We start from the raw sequence: 16,201 nt of genomic DNA on the forward strand, positions 1-16,201 counted from the left end.
CATAGTTCACACTTGCTACTTCAGTTAACTAATCCTCAGCAAAAACATAGCGATGTAGTTCGCTAGGGTCAGGTTCAGGACTGGCTTGGGCAAACTCAACTGCATCATTAATGACGTCCTGGATTTTGCTCTCAATGGCTTTGAGTTCTTCGGCAGTAGCTAGATTATTTTCTGTCAGGTAACTTGCCATCTTTTTAATGGGATCGCGAGTTAACCAGAATTCCTTCTCTTCTTTGGAGCGGAGTTCATCGGGGTCAGCCAGAGAGTGACCTCGGAAGCGGTAGGTCAGGGCTTCAATTAGGGTTGGGCCTTCTCCTGCACGAGCCCGAGCGATCGCTTCTTGGGCAACAGTTCTGACAGCCATTACATCCATCCCATCGACTTCTACTCCAGCCATGCCAAATACACTGGCTTTTTTATAAATTTCTGGCTGGGATGTTGCCCGTTCATGAGCCATCCCAATTGCCCACTTGTTGTTTTCCACCACATAGATAACGGGCAGTTTCCAAAGGGCTGCCATATTCAAACATTCAAAGAACTGACCATTATTGCAAGCTCCATCACCAAAAAAGCAAACGGTGACTTGATCAGCACTCTCATCCCCCAAGGCTTCGCGACGGTATTTACTTTGGAAAGCACTACCGGTGGCAACAGGAATTCCCTCAGCTACAAAGGCATAACCTCCTAGGAGATTATGTTCTTGTGAGAACATATGCATTGAACCACCGCGTCCCTTGCTGCAGCCTGTTGCTTTGCCAAATAACTCTGCCATCACTTCCCGTGCTGGCACTCCTGCACTTAAGGCATGGACGTGGTCACGATAGGTGCTACTAACAAAGTCTTCACCATTACGCAACGCCTTGATGACTCCTGTTGACACTGCCTCTTGACCGTTGTAGAGGTGGACAAAACCAAACATTTTGCCCCGATAGTACATTTCAGCACATTTGTCCTCAAAAAAGCGCCCGAGCACCATATCCTCGTAAAGTAGTAATCCTTCTGCGCTAGTAATTGGTATGTAATCCTCTACTTTAGGTAAAGTTCTTTCCTGAGCCATTAATTTGTCCTATACTTGTCCCAACACTATACTGGCATTTAGCCAAACTACTTGTTTAGCCAATTTAAGCAAAGCTATTATAAAGTTTCACTCAAGCCTACAGGGTTTATCTTCCAGAATTTATCTTCTAGGTCAAGCCTAGAGGTAATAGTTAGGTCAAGTTGACTTGAATTAAAATCACACTACTCCTTGACAACCAAATACTGTTTACTTTAATTAAAGTTAATTAAAGAAGATGATCCACCCTAGTTGCTAGAATTAATAGTGTTTAGGGACTCGACAAAACCGGTTAGCTGCGATACTGTGTCTTTTAAAGTGACAGATAAATAGCTATAGCCAGTTTAGGGAGTACGATATGGGCTATCATCAACTCATTCAGTTGCTCGAAAAGCTGGGGAAGTGAACCGTGCGCATTCCGCTCGATTACTACCGCATATTAGGATTGCCGATTCAGGCTACAGCCCAACAGCTCAGCCAAGCCTATCGTGATCGTACCTTACAACTACCGCGCCGAGAATATTCGGAAGCAGCAATAGCCTCTCGTAAAACACTCCTTGAAAAAGCCTACGGGGTTTTGAGTGACCCGGAAACAAGAGAGGAGTACGATGCTGGCTTGATTGCCAAAGCTTATCAACTCCAAGAGCAACACCCATCAGTGGCGGGTGCTCCTGGTACTAATCAAACAGTAACAGGTGAAACCGTCGAAGCTCACACTCCTACGATTGAAATTGATAACGACCAATTACTCGGAAGCTTACTGATTCTTCAAGAACTTGGGGAATACGAACTGGTTCTAAAACTGGCGCAACCGTTACTGGAAAAAGGTGACAGCGTTGGATTAAGTCAGGGGAAATTGGGGGATCCCCAACTTGTTCAACCCGACGTGGTTTTGACCTTAGCTATTGCCTGCTTAGAGCTAGGTCGAGAGCAATGGCAGCAAGCGGAGTATGAAAACGCAGCTATGTCCCTAGAAACTGGACAACAATTACTTCTACAAGAAGGCTTATTTCCGAGTGTTCGAGGGGAAATCCAGGCAGACCTCTATAAACTTCGCCCTTATCGGATTTTAGAATTATTAGCCCTGCCAGAAGAAAAAGCCATTGAGCGGCGCAAAGGCTTGCGGTTGCTCCAAGAAATGTTACAGGAGCGTCGAGGTATCGATGGCACTGGTAATGACCAATCTGGTTTAGGGATTGATGACTTTCTCCGCTTTATCCAACAGTTGCGAGGCTATCTTACCTCCAACCAACAGCAAACCTTATTTGAAGCTGAAGCACGACGCCCTTCAGCAGTTGCTACATACCTAGCTGTTTACGCCTTACTAGCAAGGGGATTTGCTCACAGAGAACCAGCTTTGATTGCTCGTGCCAAGAAAATGCTGATGCGTTTGGGTAAGCGGCAGGATGTTCACCTAGAACAAGGGGTGTGTGCTCTGCTTCTCGGCCAAACGGAAGAAGCCAGTCGTGCCTTGGAACTGAGCCAGGAATACGAACCTCTAGCTTTCATTCGGGAACATTCTCAAAATTCCCCAGACTTATTGCCAGGATTATGCCTCTACGGAGAGCGTTGGCTACAAGAATCTGTATTTCCCCACTTCCGGGATTTGGCGAATCAAAAGGTCTCTTTGAAGGAATACTTTGCTGATGATCAAGTACAAGCCTATCTAGAAAATTTACCAGATTCATCTGAGGAAACTAGCAATCAGTGGACGGTTGTACCTTCCCAAACAACCAGCTATGCAACGGTAGGCTCTTCTAAAAGCATCCTGGGGCAAGAGAGATTCAGCAATGGCCAAGGCTCACAGACAACGGCAGAACCAGTAACGGTGGGGTCAAGGTGGCCAAGTGGGGCGTTGGCAAACGGTGTTAGTCAAAGCAGGGTCAATAGCGATCGCTTCACCACTAATGGGGTATCAACTTTGCCTACAGCTCAAGGGATGTCCCACTCATCAAATGGCTCAGAAGCACAAACTCATCAGGACTTAGAGTCAAAAACCACAGGCTTGCGGAGTCATGGGCGGCGTCGTAGGCGTCAATCCTTAGGTAGTTTTATGGGTGGGGGCAAGTCAGGCAAAACCCTCGATAGTCAAAATTCAACTGCCTCAGGTGGTTGGTCTAGAGGCGGTTCTTTGGTCAAAGACTCCTCAAGTCAGCGGAGCAGTCTGAATCATTCATCCCCTGATCCTATGGAACCTTCACCAGAGCGATTCAAACCAGGGACTAAACTAAGACGTCTGATTTTCCTGAGTCTTTTAGGTTTGCTAGGACTGGGCATCCTGCTGATTTTGCTCAATAAAGCTCTTAAAAGTTTGTCAACACCACCCTTAGAGGGAGAACAAGCTTTTGTGCAGCTTGACCAACCTCCAGTCCCGATTCCTCCGAGCGGCAGTGAGCTGATCGCTCCAAGTGGTCCTCTAAATCAAGAAACGGCTCAGCAAGTCATCGAAACCTGGCTAAACACTAAGAAACTTGCCTTTGGAGAAAAACATGACGTAGGGCAACTTAATAAAATATTAGCTGAGCCAGCTCTGTCTGTCTGGCTCAAAAGTGCTAAAGCGGCTAAAAACAATAACTCTTACCGGTTCTACAAGCACAGCGTCAAAATTAACTCAGTTGAGACTAACACATCGAATCCTAATCAAGCTGTGATAGATGCTGCGGTCAAGGAGGAAGCAAAGGTATATCAAGATGGTATTCTGAGTCCGGCAGCTTCGAGTAATGACAACTTAAGAGTCAAGTATGAGTTAGTACGCCAAGGGGGTCAGTGGTTAATTAAAGGTTGGATGGTAAGATAACTAAAAACATATCTGACCAGTTAATTCCTGTCGAAAAGAAAAGGGAAAACTAATGATTATTCCTGTCGATGATTGATGATGCGATTAGCTTTGGCTTGCCACTTTTCGCTCACCGCTGAGGAAAGTAGTCATATAGTGTTGCTTATCATCAATCCTGAGAGATAAATGATTAATAAGGAATTTCAATGATAAGTAGATCAGAGTTTTATCCTTCTTGGCTACAGATCATTTATGGTAGCTAAGTTGATAATATTGATGACTGAGTCCTTAGGTGCGCTTGACCTATTAAGAATTAAATTCGCGCTTTGGTGCGCGCCTCCTAGGCCGGGTTCCCCGGCCTAGGGTCGCGCCTTTCGGCAAAGCCGACGCGGGGCGCGTTCGGGTCGCACCTGAGGAGTGATGTGATAATTTCATGACATTTTGAGTCCATATTTTCTGGTAAATGCGTGAATTTACCGAAAATCGCCTGATTTACCCCTTGACCTGACCAAAAAATTCCTTGTTATATATAGTTGATCAGAGGATCCCATAAAAATGTTGGTTTGTTAGTATTTAACCAAATTATCGATGGCTGACTTTACCAGATTTTAGGTATAAAAAATAACTGAAGTTTCGAATAAGCAGTAGACGGGTAATTTCCCTCAAGGCGCGCGCCTCCTAGGCCGCGAGCAATCCCTCGCGGCCACGGGTCGCGCCTTTAAAATCTGGGAATCAAGAAGGATAAAAACTTTAGTCAGGTCTGACCTAATGGTAAGTTTCATAGCAACCAAAACTTTTTTTAATTAGGTGCGCTTTCCGTAATGGCGTTCGCGTAGAGTGACCTACGGTCAAGGGATTGCTCGCCATCACGGGTCGCACCTCAAGATTGACATCAGTAATCTATCAGGCAACCTAACAACGTATAGAACATAAATCATGGCAAAAGAAGGAACTCCCCTAGAAGAAATGACTCTACGGCAATTACGTAGAGTCGCGAGTGAATATGGTATATCTCGATACAGTAGAATGCGGAAAGCACGCTTATTGGCGGAAATTCAAGCAATAGAACGTCACAAAAGGTCTACCACTCCATCGCCGATAATTGAGGCACAACCGAATGTGGAATCAACCAAGTTTGAATTAGCTCAAGAAGAGCCGACTAGTGATACTCTAGTTTCTGTTGATGAGGGATTAGCAGAGCTACCAGAAGGTTATGGTGAAAGCCGGATTGTCCTAATGCCTCGTGATCCACATTGGTCTTATGCCTATTGGGATATTCCCTATGAACATAAACAAGAACTGCGCTCTCATGGAGGTCAACAACTCGCTCTAAGGCTCTATGATGTTACCGCAATCAAACTGGATTATCAAAGTCCCCATAGTATCCAAGAATATCCCTGTGATGAGCTAGCGCGAGAATGGTATCTACCCATGCCAGTTAGCGATCGCGATTATTTAGTTGAGATTGGTTATCGCTGTGAAGATGGTCAATGGCTAGTTCTGGCTCGTTCAGCACCTATCCATGCCCCCCCAGCCTATCCCTCTAAATGGATGGAAGACCAATTCGTCACGGTCAACTGGGATGATAATCTACAGGGTAAGACTGTCCTAAAACTTGTGCCGCCTAGCCAGACAGCTAATGGGAGTAGCTCAGAAATTCCTGATCGACCTATCTATGGGGAAATCTTTGGCATGACTCAATCTGTGGAAGCTGAGGGAGTAGCTGGTTCTCTTTATAGTTCTATGCAGCAACTACCAAGGTCAGTAATAAGTTCCAATGCTTTCCCTTCGGGTATTGGTAAGTGGGTTTCTCCAAACATGTCGGGAGCTGGTTTCAATGCTTCTGCTCCCCCCGCTCGTTCTCCGGAATTGTCCTTAGTCGTAGATGCTGAGCTAATTATCCATGGTACCACTGATCCTCGTGCTTCCCTTACTATTGATGGACGTCCGATTAAGATTAACCCAGACGGTACCTTCAGCTTCCAGATGTCTTTCCAGGATGGTGTGATTGACTACCCAATCATGGCAGTGTCAGTGGATGGCAAGGAAACTCGCTCAATCCATATGAAGTTAATCCGCGAGAAGCCATCATGCCATACTGATATCGTGTTCAGTTGAATAAAATTTGTGAGTGCAGTCCCCACCCATAATTTACACCTATACTTTATAAGTTGGGTGGGGTCAGCCAAACCAGCTTTTACCGAAGCGAAGCGTCAGCTTCTATGGTACGATACCATTAGCAGTTCAACGACTCAGGGTTGATGAGGTTAGTAGACAGTAGGCAAAAGTATCACAAAGCTTGCCAAAACCTCAAGTAATTTGCTATACTTTAACTATGAAATTAGTGCCATGACCTTGTCTCACAATTAAATAAATTTCCCGAAAACCAAGGGTTTTGTAGTGACATTGGATCTGGTTGACGCACTTTTATGATGGCGCACGAGGAATATTTCTTCGTGCTTTGGGAGATACCCCCTGGCTGAGCAATCAGCTTGCATTGGCGGGCTAAAGTTTCTCTTGGTAGACTTTGGTAGCTAAAAAGTATCGGTTCTGAATCTCCTTGTATTTATGGGTTCGATAAAGTCAAACATAAATATGCTATAATCTCAAAGTTTTATAGTTACCAGGATCAGTTGTAGCTTTTGATACCAATAATCTAATAGTTAGTATAGCTAGATACTAACTATTTGTATATAGTTCAAGAAGCAGCATTGACCTATAATAACCTGAGAATTCACACTTCATACTTCTAAGGAGTTCCCCCGACACTAGCCGGGGGATTTTTTTGCCAAGAGTCAATAGGTGCGCTTGACCCATTAAGAATTAAATTCGCCACGGGTCGCACCTGAGGGAGTGACAAGCAGGATAAAAACTAGACCGGGTGTGGGTTGTGGACTGAAAGGATTTGGGGAAAATAGGAGTCAGTTCCCTGGTTCTAGTCACGCCAAGAATTTGACAAAACTTGCCTTTACCCATCCCTCTTAAGCCGCGAAGCTCAAACTAGTTAGGTGTGCTTTCCGCATCTAATTATTAAATTCGCCACGGGTCGCACCTCAAGTGTGATTAATTGGTTATGATCGCAAGTGGTTTGAAGAGAATAACAACTCATCTCAAGTCTGCTTGATACCAAGTTGCGGTCAAACGTACAACTTTCTCTTCCGCCAATTTCCCCATCTCCCCATCTCCCTATCTCCCTATCTCCCTATCTCCCCATCTCCCTATCTCCCTATCTCCCTATCTCCCTATCTCCCTATCTCCCTATCCAACCAATCTACTATCTTTGAATGCAACTCGGTATGAATACCCACGGGCTAGACTGACACCGGAAAACCCACCACACGGTCAGACAGGGTAGAGATTTTGATTATGGGTAATTAAACGAATTTGATATAAGCTATAACTGCGAGAGACGATGGTGATAGTTTTTTGTAATTTTTGAACTAATCAGGGTTAGGCTTTTTAGTGGCGTTTACGTTTGGACCATTCGTTGTCACCCAAAATCCCTAGATATCCGGCTCTTCCGTTTTGAGTATGCTAAATTATCACAAACCCAATCTAAACTGTTGATACAATAAGGAGGTTGTGGGTTTAGCTAAAATTTTATAGTAAAAAATAATTATCAAAACCTTAAAGCTATACATGATAGTAATTTGAGTTCATCAAAGCTAACAGTTTAGCATAACAGGTACGGAAGAGCCAGATATCCCCACCCAAGGAGAATAAAAAACCCGATGCGCTCGAAGATCGGATTGCTTTGGCATCAGATGTTAATTAAAATTGTGCTTATAAAGTATTTATTAAAGAAATTAATATCAAATAAATTTACACCGTTGTATTTAATAATTGCCTGGACCAGTTGTAATGATGCCCTAGCAGTAACCCTAACTTCTTTGCCAAGCAATCATAGATCTCTAAGAGCAAGTAACCTTCTGCTTAAGCAGCAGGAGAATAAAACTGCTCAGGAGTCAGTAAAATTGGTTGATGGAAATTATCAAAATCAGATAGGTGAACTATTAGCGCCCATACTATCAGATTCAGAAGGAGCAGTTCTACTAGAGACTAAACCCAATACACCTGCTAGACTAACTGCTTTTGACTCTAAAACCATTCAAGTTGATAAAATCGAAGTCATTGGCAGCACCATCTTTTCACCAGAGCAGTTTCAGCAGATCATACAACCCTATCTAGGACGCTCCCTGACTATTGAACAACTAAGAGAAGTCGCGGATGATATTACCACCTTTTACCTCAAGCAGGGCTATATTAACACTAGAGCAATTCTTCTTGCCGATCAAACAATTGACATTACCAAGGGCATTGTTACAATTCGTGTCATAGAAGGGGGTATAGAAAAGATCGAAGTTGAAGGAACACGCCGCCTCAATCCCAACTATATCCGCAGCCGTGTCCAGTTGGGGACTGGAACACCATTCAATACTACTGATTTGGAAAACCAATTACGATTGTTACGGCTTGACCCAAAGTTGGACAGCATAGAAGCCAGCCTGCGCAAAGGAACAAAAGTGGGACAAAGCATTCTGATTGTTCGTGTTGTGGAAGCTAATCCGTTTGAAGGAAGTGTAGGGGTTGATAACTACTCACCTCCTAGTATTGGTTCTGAACGAATGAGCTTTAATGTTCGCCATCTCAACCTAACTGGCAATGGGGATGAAATTTCCTTCACTTATCGTCGTTCGACCACTGGCGGGTCTAATATTTTTGATTTTGGCTATCGCTTTCCCCTCAATCCCCGAAATGGTACCTTAGAACTGCGAACAGTGATCGACCGTAATCGGGTGACTCAAGCACCATTCAATGTTTTTGATATTGAGGGAGAATCTGAGCTGTATGAAATTCGATTTCGTCAGCCGTTGTACCGTACACCTCGGGAAGAATTTGCTCTGTCTCTAGGGTTCAGTTATAGAGATGGTCAGACTTTTTTGGGTGATGAGCCTCTTGGGTTTGGCTTTGGTCCAGATCAAGATGGCTCGACTACCCTGAGCGTGATTAAGTTTGAACAAGAGTATCTACGTCGGGATTTGGAGGGAACTTGGTTTTTGCGATCGCTTTTGAGTCTGGGAACTGGCTGGTTTGATGCCACTATCAACCCCGATCCTATACCTGATGGACGCTTTTTTCGCTGGCTAGGCCAAGTACAGCGGTTGCAGATTCTCTCAGAGGATAATTTCTTAATTATGGGAACCGAGGTTCAGCTTACCCCCAATAGCCTATTGCCTCCCCAACAATTTTTGCTTGGCGGTGGTCAATCCCTGAGGGGCTACCGTCAAAATATTAGAGCAGGGGACAATGGATTACGATTCTCTATTGAAGACCGTATCACTTTACATCGAGATGTAGACGATCACCCCGCATTACAACTAATTCCGTTTTTCGACATGGGTTATGTCTGGAATAACCCTGACAATCCTAATACGTTACCGTCACAACGGTTTTTAGCGGGTATTGGCTTAGGGCTAATTGTGCAGCCAGTGACAGGGCTTAATCTGCGACTTGACTATGGCATTCCTCTGGTTGATTTGGATGATCGCAGTAACAATGCCCAGGATGAGGGCTTCTACTTTAATGTTCGCTATCAATACTAAACTATTTCAACTCTGACGATTACGGTGAATGGGCAACCGTGAGCGTCAACAGTCAATAAAACTTGATCAAATACTGACTAAATTACTAGGATTAGCGCCAACTGCCTATCTTTAGAATACAGACTTTGAATAGAAGAACAGATGTTCACTTCCTACATCGGGTGCTATGTTGCTGCGCTAGATTCGATTATAGTCTTGGTTTCCAAACTCCCTAGGAAATTTTTATGATCGAATGAATATCATCTAAAAGCAAACATTCCCGGTGAATCCATTGACCCATTCTAATTTATTGCCTGACCCGTTAAAAGCGTGGTACACCCAATCTGTCGAAAATTCTTTAGCAGAATCCGGCTGTGACCCTCAAGCCGGTTTGACCTCTCAACAGGTATCACAGCGGTTGGAATACTATGGCTTAAATGAGCTAGAGGAAAAAGCAAAGCGCAGTTCCTGGGCAATGTTCCTTGATCAATTCAAGGACATCATGCTGCTGATGCTGATTGCAGTAGCGATAGTTTCCGGGATTTTAGATCTGATCAATCTGCAACAAGCCTCAGAAAAGGCCAGTGAATTCCCCTTCAAAGATACGATTGCTATCCTCTCAATCGTGATTCTTAATGGCATCCTCGGGTATCTCCAGGAAAGCCGTGCTGAAAAAGCCCTAGCAGCCCTGAAAAGTATGGCATCCCCTAAGGTACGAGTGCTGCGGGATGGTCGTACCTTAGAGATAGATAGTCAACAGCTTGTGCCAGGGGACATCATGTTGCTGGAAGCTGGGGTACAAGTTGGAGCAGATGGTAGGCTGATCGAGGCATCGAATTTGCAGGTCAGAGAATCTGCACTGACTGGGGAAGCTAATGCTGTCAATAAAACCGTAGAGGTGGAGCTATCGGAAGATACTCCCATAGGCGATCGCATTAATTTAGTTTTTCAGGGAACTGAAGTTGTCCAAGGCAGAGGTAAAGTCCTAGTTACTGGTACTGGGATGAATACGGAACTGGGTAAAATTGCCCAGATGCTACAAGGGGTGGAAAGTGAACCGACACCTCTGCAACAGCGCATGTCTCAGCTGGGACAAGTCTTGGTAACCGGTTCGCTGTTGCTAGTAGCACTAGTAATTATCATTGGCTTGGGCGTAAGCGGTTGGGACTTGAGTGTGTTCCAACAACTGGTAGAAGTTTCTTTAAGTATGGCAGTTGCTGTAGTTCCAGAAGGCTTGCCAGCGGTGGTGACTGTTACCTTAGCCCTAGGAACCCAGAGAATGGTACGCCGTCATGCTCTAATTCGCAAACTACCAGCAGTGGAAACCTTAGGAAGTGTGACTACCATTTGTTCTGATAAAACTGGTACCCTGACCCAAAACAAAATGGTTGTGCAACGGGTGGATACCCTCAACACTAGTATTCAGGTGACTGGGAATGGTTATGAACCTGTAGGGGAATTTCTCCTAGACAATCAGCCCATTACTACAGAACAGTATCCCGAACTCGAACCCCTACTTCTAGCTTGTGCTCTGTGTAATGATGCCATCTTGCAGTATGAACAGGGGGAGTGGAAGATTTTAGGAGACCCCACAGAAGGAGCATTAATTGCTCTGGCTGGTAAAGGGGGTGTGGATAAGGAACCTCTGAGTCAACAGTATTCCCGTGTGGATGAAATTCCCTTCTCCTCTGAGCGTAAGCGTATGAGCGTGATTTGTCAGTGGGATAGTTCTCCAGATAACTTTCAACCTGCTAACCTACCTGCTAACCTTGGCTACTCGAACACCAAAGGCGAACAACCTTGGCCTTTCGGCCACGCTACGCGAACAACCGAGAACCCACAACTGACCGGTTACATGATGTTGACCAAAGGGTCTCCAGAATTGGTGTTAGAGCATTGTACTTCATCAGTACATAATGATGACAGAGCAGCAGGAACTCTAGGGTGTCAACCCTTGACAGAAGAGCAGCGGCAACAGATTTTGGAACAGAATAACCAAATGGCAGGGGCTGGTTTGCGAGTCCTAGGTTTTGCCTATAAATCCCTAGATAGCTTATCAGCTCCAGAAGCAGACCATGAAACCTTAGAGCAAGGGTTGGTGTGGTTGGGGTTAGTGGGAATGTTGGATGCTCCACGGCCAGAGGTACGAGAAGCAGTTCAGCGGTGCCGGAATGCTGGAATTCGTCCGATTATGATTACCGGAGACCACAAACTTACCGCTAGAGCGATTGCCCAGGATTTGGGAATTGCCAATCACACTGATCAGGTACTGACTGGTCAGCAGTTACAAAAGCTCTCCCAACTCGATCTAGAGGAACAGGTAGACCAAGTCAGCATTTATGCTCGTGTTGCTCCGGAACACAAACTCAGAATTGTTCAGGCACTCCAGGGTAGGGGTAAATTTGTTGCCATGACCGGAGATGGGGTGAATGATGCACCCGCTCTCAAGCAAGCTGACATTGGTATTGCTATGGGAATTACCGGAACCGATGTCAGTAAAGAAGCCAGCGATATGGTGCTGTTAGATGACAACTTTGCCACCATTGTTGCTGCCACAGAAGAAGGTCGGACAGTATATGACAATATTCGTCGCTTTATTAGATACATCCTGGGCAGTAACATCGGTGAGGTATTAACTATTGCCGCAGCCCCGATCATGGGACTACCAGATGTTCCCCTCACTCCCTTACAAATTCTCTGGATGAACCTAGTCACTGATGGTTTACCCGCTCTTGCCCTAGCTGTGGAACCAGCAGAACCCGATGTGATGAAGCGATCGCCTTTTAGTCCTAGGGAAAGTATTTTTGCCAGAGGGTTGGGGTCTTATATGGTGCGCATTGGTATTGTCTTTGCCATTTTCAACATTACCTTAATGGCAATTGCCTATGGATACTTCCCTCACTGGAAGACAATGGTATTTACTACCCTATGTATTGCTCAAATGGGCCACGCCCTCGCAGTCCGCTCCAACAAACGCATTACTCTGGAATTAAACCCATTTTCTAACCCTTATTTGCTGTTGGCAGTTACTGTGACTACTCTCTTACAGCTGCTACTGGTTTATGTACCCTTTTTGCAAGACTTCTTTGGCACTGAACCTCTGACTATCATGGAATTCGCTGTCTGTCTTGGCTTTAGTACGTCACTATTTGTTTGGGTTGAGCTGGAGAAATTATTTATTCGTTGGTATGGCAAGGGAAAAGTTCAAGGTTAGTCGGTTGGGAGGTTGGGAGGTTGAAGGTTGAAGGTTGAAGGTTGAAGGTTGGGAGGTTGAAGGTTGAAGGTTGAAGGTTGGGAGGTTGAAGGTTGAAGGTTGAAGGTTGAAGGTTGGGAGGTTGAAGGTTGAAGGTTGGGAGGTTGAAAGTGAAATATTAAACGGTTAGAGATTTTTTTAGTTGATATCAGACTTCTCATCTTAAGGCTGTTAACCTATTCACCTAGAACCTGCTAACCTAGAACCTGCTCACTTTCAACCAGCTAACCAACCCTACAAGAGATGCCTTGGGCAAACAACCTCTTAACCTTTAACCTCTTAACCTTTAACCTCTTAACCTTTAACCTCTTAACCTTCAACCTCTTAACCTTCAACCTCTTAACCTTCAACCTCTTAACCTTCAACCTCTTAACCTTCAACCTACTAACCTTGGCCTTTGGCCACGCTACGCGAACAACCTTCCACCTGCTAACCCCCAACCTGTAACCTTCATTGGATGTACCTTAAGAGCCTACACCTGCGACAGTTTCGTAACTACAGGGATTGCCTGGTTAACTTCGATGCTCCCAAGACAATTTTACTGGGTAATAATGCTCAGGGGAAATCGAATCTACTAGAGGCAGTAGAGTTGCTCTCTACCCTAAAGAGTCATCGGTCAGCACGCGATCGCGAATTGGTCTTAGAAACTACTCCCATTGCGGAGATTCGGGCTACTCTAGAACGAACCTATGGTTCAGTAGAACTAGGATTAACCTTGCGCACTCAAGGACGACGTACTGTTGCTCTCAATCAAGAATCCTTGCGTCGGCAGTTGGACTTTTTAGGTATTCTCAATGCGGTACAGTTTTCTAGCCTGGATTTGGAACTGGTGCGAGGAGCACCAGAACGGCGTCGCGCCTGGCTCGATTCAATTCTGACTCAGCTCGAACCAATTTATGCTTACATTTTGCAGCAATATAACCAGGTATTGCGACAGCGCAATGCTTTGCTGAAAAAAATCCGTAAACTTCAACAAGAAGGGGAAGTTGATGCATCGGTATCCAAGCAGTACAATGCGGAGCTAGGGTTGTGGGATGCCCAACTGGCTACTGCTGGCTCACGAGTCACCCGCCGTCGAGAGAGAATGCTAAAACGGTTAGCTCCTATAGCCCAAGCATGGCACGCTAGTATTAGTGGCAAGACAGAGGTATTGGATATTACCTATGCCCCCAATGTCAGTCTTTCCAAAGATGACCCTGATCTAGTCAAGCAGGCTTTTTTAGAGAAAATCCAACAGTACTCCCTTCCTGAATTTCATCAAGGGAGAACCCTAGTCGGTCCTCACCGGGATGAAGTACAGTTTACCATTAATCAGACCCCAGCCAAGTCCTATGGTTCTCAAGGTCAACAACGAACGTTGGTCTTAGCGCTTAAGTTAGCTGAATTGAAGCTCATTGAAGAGGTGGTGGGAGAGCCACCTCTGTTGTTACTAGATGATGTATTAGCTGAACTAGACCTGAATCGGCAAAATTTACTGTTGGATGCTATTCAGGATCGGTTTCAGACTTTGATTACTACTACTCACTTGGGAGCCTTTGATTCCCAATGGCTGAATTCGTCTCAGATTCTTTCAGTGCAAGCAGGACAGATTAAAAGGTTGGAAGCTTGATGGTTGATACTTGATGGTTGATCGGGTAAACTACTTTTACACTTTGTTATCTTTCTGCCTCCCTGGAGACTCCCGTTATAGCCGAAGGCTTAACGGTGAGAGGAAAGGGAGGACGAGCAGTTGTGTTCAGTTGACAATTCACATGGAATGTTTTAAAATGTAAGCATGGTTGAAAAAGCTTACCGTTACCGTTTTTACCCAAATCCTGAACAAGACAATCTGTTGAGGAGAACTCTAGGCTGTGTAAGACTTGTTTACAACAAAGCCTTATGCGCTAGAACAAAAGGATGGTATGAACACCAAAAACGAATCAGTTATAAAGAAACTTCCTCAATGTTGACAGGATGGAAAAAACAGGATGACTTGTTTTTTCTAAATGAAGTCAGTTGTGTTCCACTTCAACAGGGGTTAAGACATCTTCAAACTGCTTTTACTAATTTTTTTGCAGGTCGTGCCAAATATCCCAACTTCAAGAAAAAACGCAACGGTGGTAGTGCAGAATTTACCAAATCGGCATTTAAATGGAAAGATGGTCAGATCTATCTTGCTAAATGCCAAGAACCTTTGCCTATTCGTTGGAGTCGTCAATTACCTATAAACTGCGAACCAACTACCGTTATAGTTAACTTAGATCCATCTAATCGATGGCATATCTCAATCAGGTTTAATGATCATAGAGACTTGAGTTTGCCTGTGACGGATAAACAAGTTGGTTTTGATTTAGGAATTACTAGTTTAATCACGACCAGTGACGGGGATAAAATCACTAATCCCAAACATTTCAAAAAACTCAAGAAAAAACTGGCCAAATATCAAAAGGCTTTGTCACGAAAACAAAAAGGTTCCAATAATCGTTACAAAGCCAGATTAAAGGTAGCTAAAATACACGCAAAAATCAAGGACGCTAGAAAAGATTTTACTCACAAGCTAACCACTAAACTGGTCAAAGAAAACCAATTGATTGCGTTTGAAGACTTAGCGGTGAAAAACATGGTCAAAAATCAAAAACTAGCTCAGGTGATCAGTGATGCTAACTGGGGGGAAATAATCCGTCAGGTCAAATATAAATCAGAGTGGTACAGCCGTAAAGCTATTTCTATTGACAGATGGTTTCCCAGTAGCAAGTTGTGTTCTGTATGCCTCAATCGCGTCGAATCTTTACCCCTGAGTATTCGGGAGTGGGATTGCCCATCTTGTAATACTCACCACGATCGCGATATTAATGCATCAATTAATATCTTGGCGGCAGGGCTTGCCGTGTCAGTCTGTGGAGCGACCGTAAGACCTCAAGAGAGTAAGTCTCGGAGGGCTGGTGCGAAAAACTCCAAAAAAAGGGAGAAGGAAGCAGAAACCTAAGTCGTGAGTCTTAGGAATCCCCCGCTATAATCAAAGATTTAGCGGTGGGAGGATGTCAATAAGACAAAATTTTTTGGTTATACTAAGGTTGTTGTATCTTCTGATCACAATCAGAGATATAGCGTTTATCATACCGTAAGGATTCAGGTAGGGGCTTGACAAAGTCCGGGATGGAGCTGGAGAATCATCAGAAGAATGTGTAGCTTCTCACTAACCCCAGACACAGCTGCTGTATAACCAGAAGTCCTACGGAAGAACTGGTGCAGCTGGTAGTGGAGCAAAAAAAACTGCGATTAGCAACAGCACTCACTGATCGAAAGTCTGGTTGAAGAAATAGAAAGACTCAAACTCAGCCGAGACAATGACTCGAAAAACTCATCTAATCCACCATCAACGGACTTGCTCAAAAAGTCCGAAAAGAAGCAGGACTTGCAGGATTAATCCGAGAGTCCAGGCAAAAAGAAACCCGGAGGGCAGCCTGGACACAAAGGAAAGACCCGCTTTGGGTTTGGACGAGTAGACCGCGCTCGTTATACTTAGTCCCCAGCAATGCCCTTCCTGCGGTGGGAGT

The 16,201-nt window shown here is 44.6% G+C and carries 10 protein-coding genes and 1 pseudogene; 9 read left to right on the forward strand and 2 right to left on the reverse strand.

Annotation, left to right across the window (positions count from 1 at the left end; translation table 11 throughout):
* Positions 1-28: 28 nt before the first annotated feature.
* Positions 29-1,057, reverse strand: coding sequence for a pyruvate dehydrogenase (acetyl-transferring) E1 component subunit alpha (pdhA, locus tag F6K53_RS03750; RefSeq protein ID WP_293069158.1), 1,029 nt, complete (start codon positions 1,055-1,057; stop codon positions 29-31).
* 406 nt (positions 1,058-1,463) lie between these two features.
* On the opposite strand from pdhA, the gene F6K53_RS03755 reads away from it, so the two are divergent.
* The 5 genes from F6K53_RS03755 to F6K53_RS03775 all read left to right on the forward strand — a co-directional run bounded on the left by F6K53_RS03755 (position 1,464) and on the right by F6K53_RS03775 (position 12,626).
* On the forward strand, positions 1,464-3,851 hold the full coding sequence (locus F6K53_RS03755) for an IMS domain-containing protein (RefSeq protein WP_293069160.1): 2,388 nt from the start codon (positions 1,464-1,466) through the stop codon (positions 3,849-3,851).
* A gap of 915 nt (positions 3,852-4,766) precedes the next feature.
* Positions 4,767-5,948 (forward strand): DUF4912 domain-containing protein, encoded by a 1,182-nt coding sequence (locus F6K53_RS03760; RefSeq protein WP_293035640.1) that lies wholly within the window; start codon positions 4,767-4,769, stop codon positions 5,946-5,948.
* 1,013 nt (positions 5,949-6,961) lie between these two features.
* Entirely contained in the window at positions 6,962-7,114 is a 153-nt protein-coding gene (locus tag F6K53_RS03765; RefSeq protein ID WP_293069163.1) for a hypothetical protein, read from the forward strand.
* Positions 7,115-7,660: 546 nt separating this feature from the next.
* On the forward strand, positions 7,661-9,433 hold the full coding sequence (locus F6K53_RS03770) for a ShlB/FhaC/HecB family hemolysin secretion/activation protein (RefSeq protein ID WP_293079933.1): 1,773 nt from the start codon (positions 7,661-7,663) through the stop codon (positions 9,431-9,433).
* A gap of 262 nt (positions 9,434-9,695) precedes the next feature.
* Positions 9,696-12,626 (forward strand): cation-translocating P-type ATPase, encoded by a 2,931-nt coding sequence (locus F6K53_RS03775; protein WP_293069167.1) that lies wholly within the window; start codon positions 9,696-9,698, stop codon positions 12,624-12,626.
* Here the strand turns inward: F6K53_RS03775 and F6K53_RS03780 are convergent.
* Complete coding sequence (locus F6K53_RS03780) at positions 12,623-12,826, reverse strand: hypothetical protein (RefSeq protein ID WP_293069169.1); 204 nt, start codon at positions 12,824-12,826, stop codon at positions 12,623-12,625. The genes F6K53_RS03775 and F6K53_RS03780 overlap by 4 nt on opposite strands.
* 82 nt (positions 12,827-12,908) lie before the next feature.
* On the opposite strand from F6K53_RS03780, the gene F6K53_RS03785 reads away from it, so the two are divergent.
* The 4 genes and pseudogenes from F6K53_RS03785 to F6K53_RS03800 all read left to right on the forward strand — a co-directional run.
* On the forward strand, positions 12,909-13,112 hold the full coding sequence (locus F6K53_RS03785) for a hypothetical protein (RefSeq protein WP_293069171.1): 204 nt from the start codon (positions 12,909-12,911) through the stop codon (positions 13,110-13,112).
* A 10-nt stretch (positions 13,113-13,122) separates the two neighbouring features.
* Positions 13,123-14,274: a DNA replication/repair protein RecF gene (gene recF / locus F6K53_RS03790; protein WP_293079935.1), complete on the forward strand. Its 1,152-nt coding sequence runs from the start codon at positions 13,123-13,125 to the stop codon at positions 14,272-14,274.
* Between the two features lie 165 nt (positions 14,275-14,439).
* Positions 14,440-15,630 carry an RNA-guided endonuclease TnpB family protein gene (locus F6K53_RS03795; protein WP_293069175.1) on the forward strand — a complete coding sequence of 397 codons (1,191 nt, stop codon included), beginning with the start codon at positions 14,440-14,442 and terminating at the stop codon, positions 15,628-15,630.
* Positions 15,631-15,914: 284 nt separating this feature from the next.
* A pseudogene (locus F6K53_RS03800) lies at positions 15,915-16,201 on the forward strand (DUF6444 domain-containing protein); the annotation flags it as partial.

Source organism: Moorena sp. SIO4A1 (genome assembly GCF_010672065.1).
Lineage (GTDB): Bacteria > Cyanobacteriota > Cyanobacteriia > Cyanobacteriales > Coleofasciculaceae > Moorena.

Excerpts from the sequence above, each read along its gene's own strand:
- pdhA (WP_293069158.1), bottom strand. The coding sequence starts at position 1,057 with ATGGCTCAGGAAAGAACTTTACCTAAAGTAGAGGATTACATACCAATT.
- F6K53_RS03760 (WP_293035640.1), top strand. The coding sequence starts at position 4,767 with ATGGCAAAAGAAGGAACTCCCCTAGAAGAAATGACTCTACGGCAATTA.
- F6K53_RS03780 (WP_293069169.1), bottom strand. The coding sequence starts at position 12,826 with ATGAGAAGTCTGATATCAACTAAAAAAATCTCTAACCGTTTAATATTT.
- F6K53_RS03785 (WP_293069171.1), top strand. The coding sequence starts at position 12,909 with ATGCCTTGGGCAAACAACCTCTTAACCTTTAACCTCTTAACCTTTAAC.
- recF (WP_293079935.1), top strand. The coding sequence starts at position 13,123 with ATGTACCTTAAGAGCCTACACCTGCGACAGTTTCGTAACTACAGGGAT.
- F6K53_RS03795 (WP_293069175.1), top strand. The coding sequence starts at position 14,440 with ATGGTTGAAAAAGCTTACCGTTACCGTTTTTACCCAAATCCTGAACAA.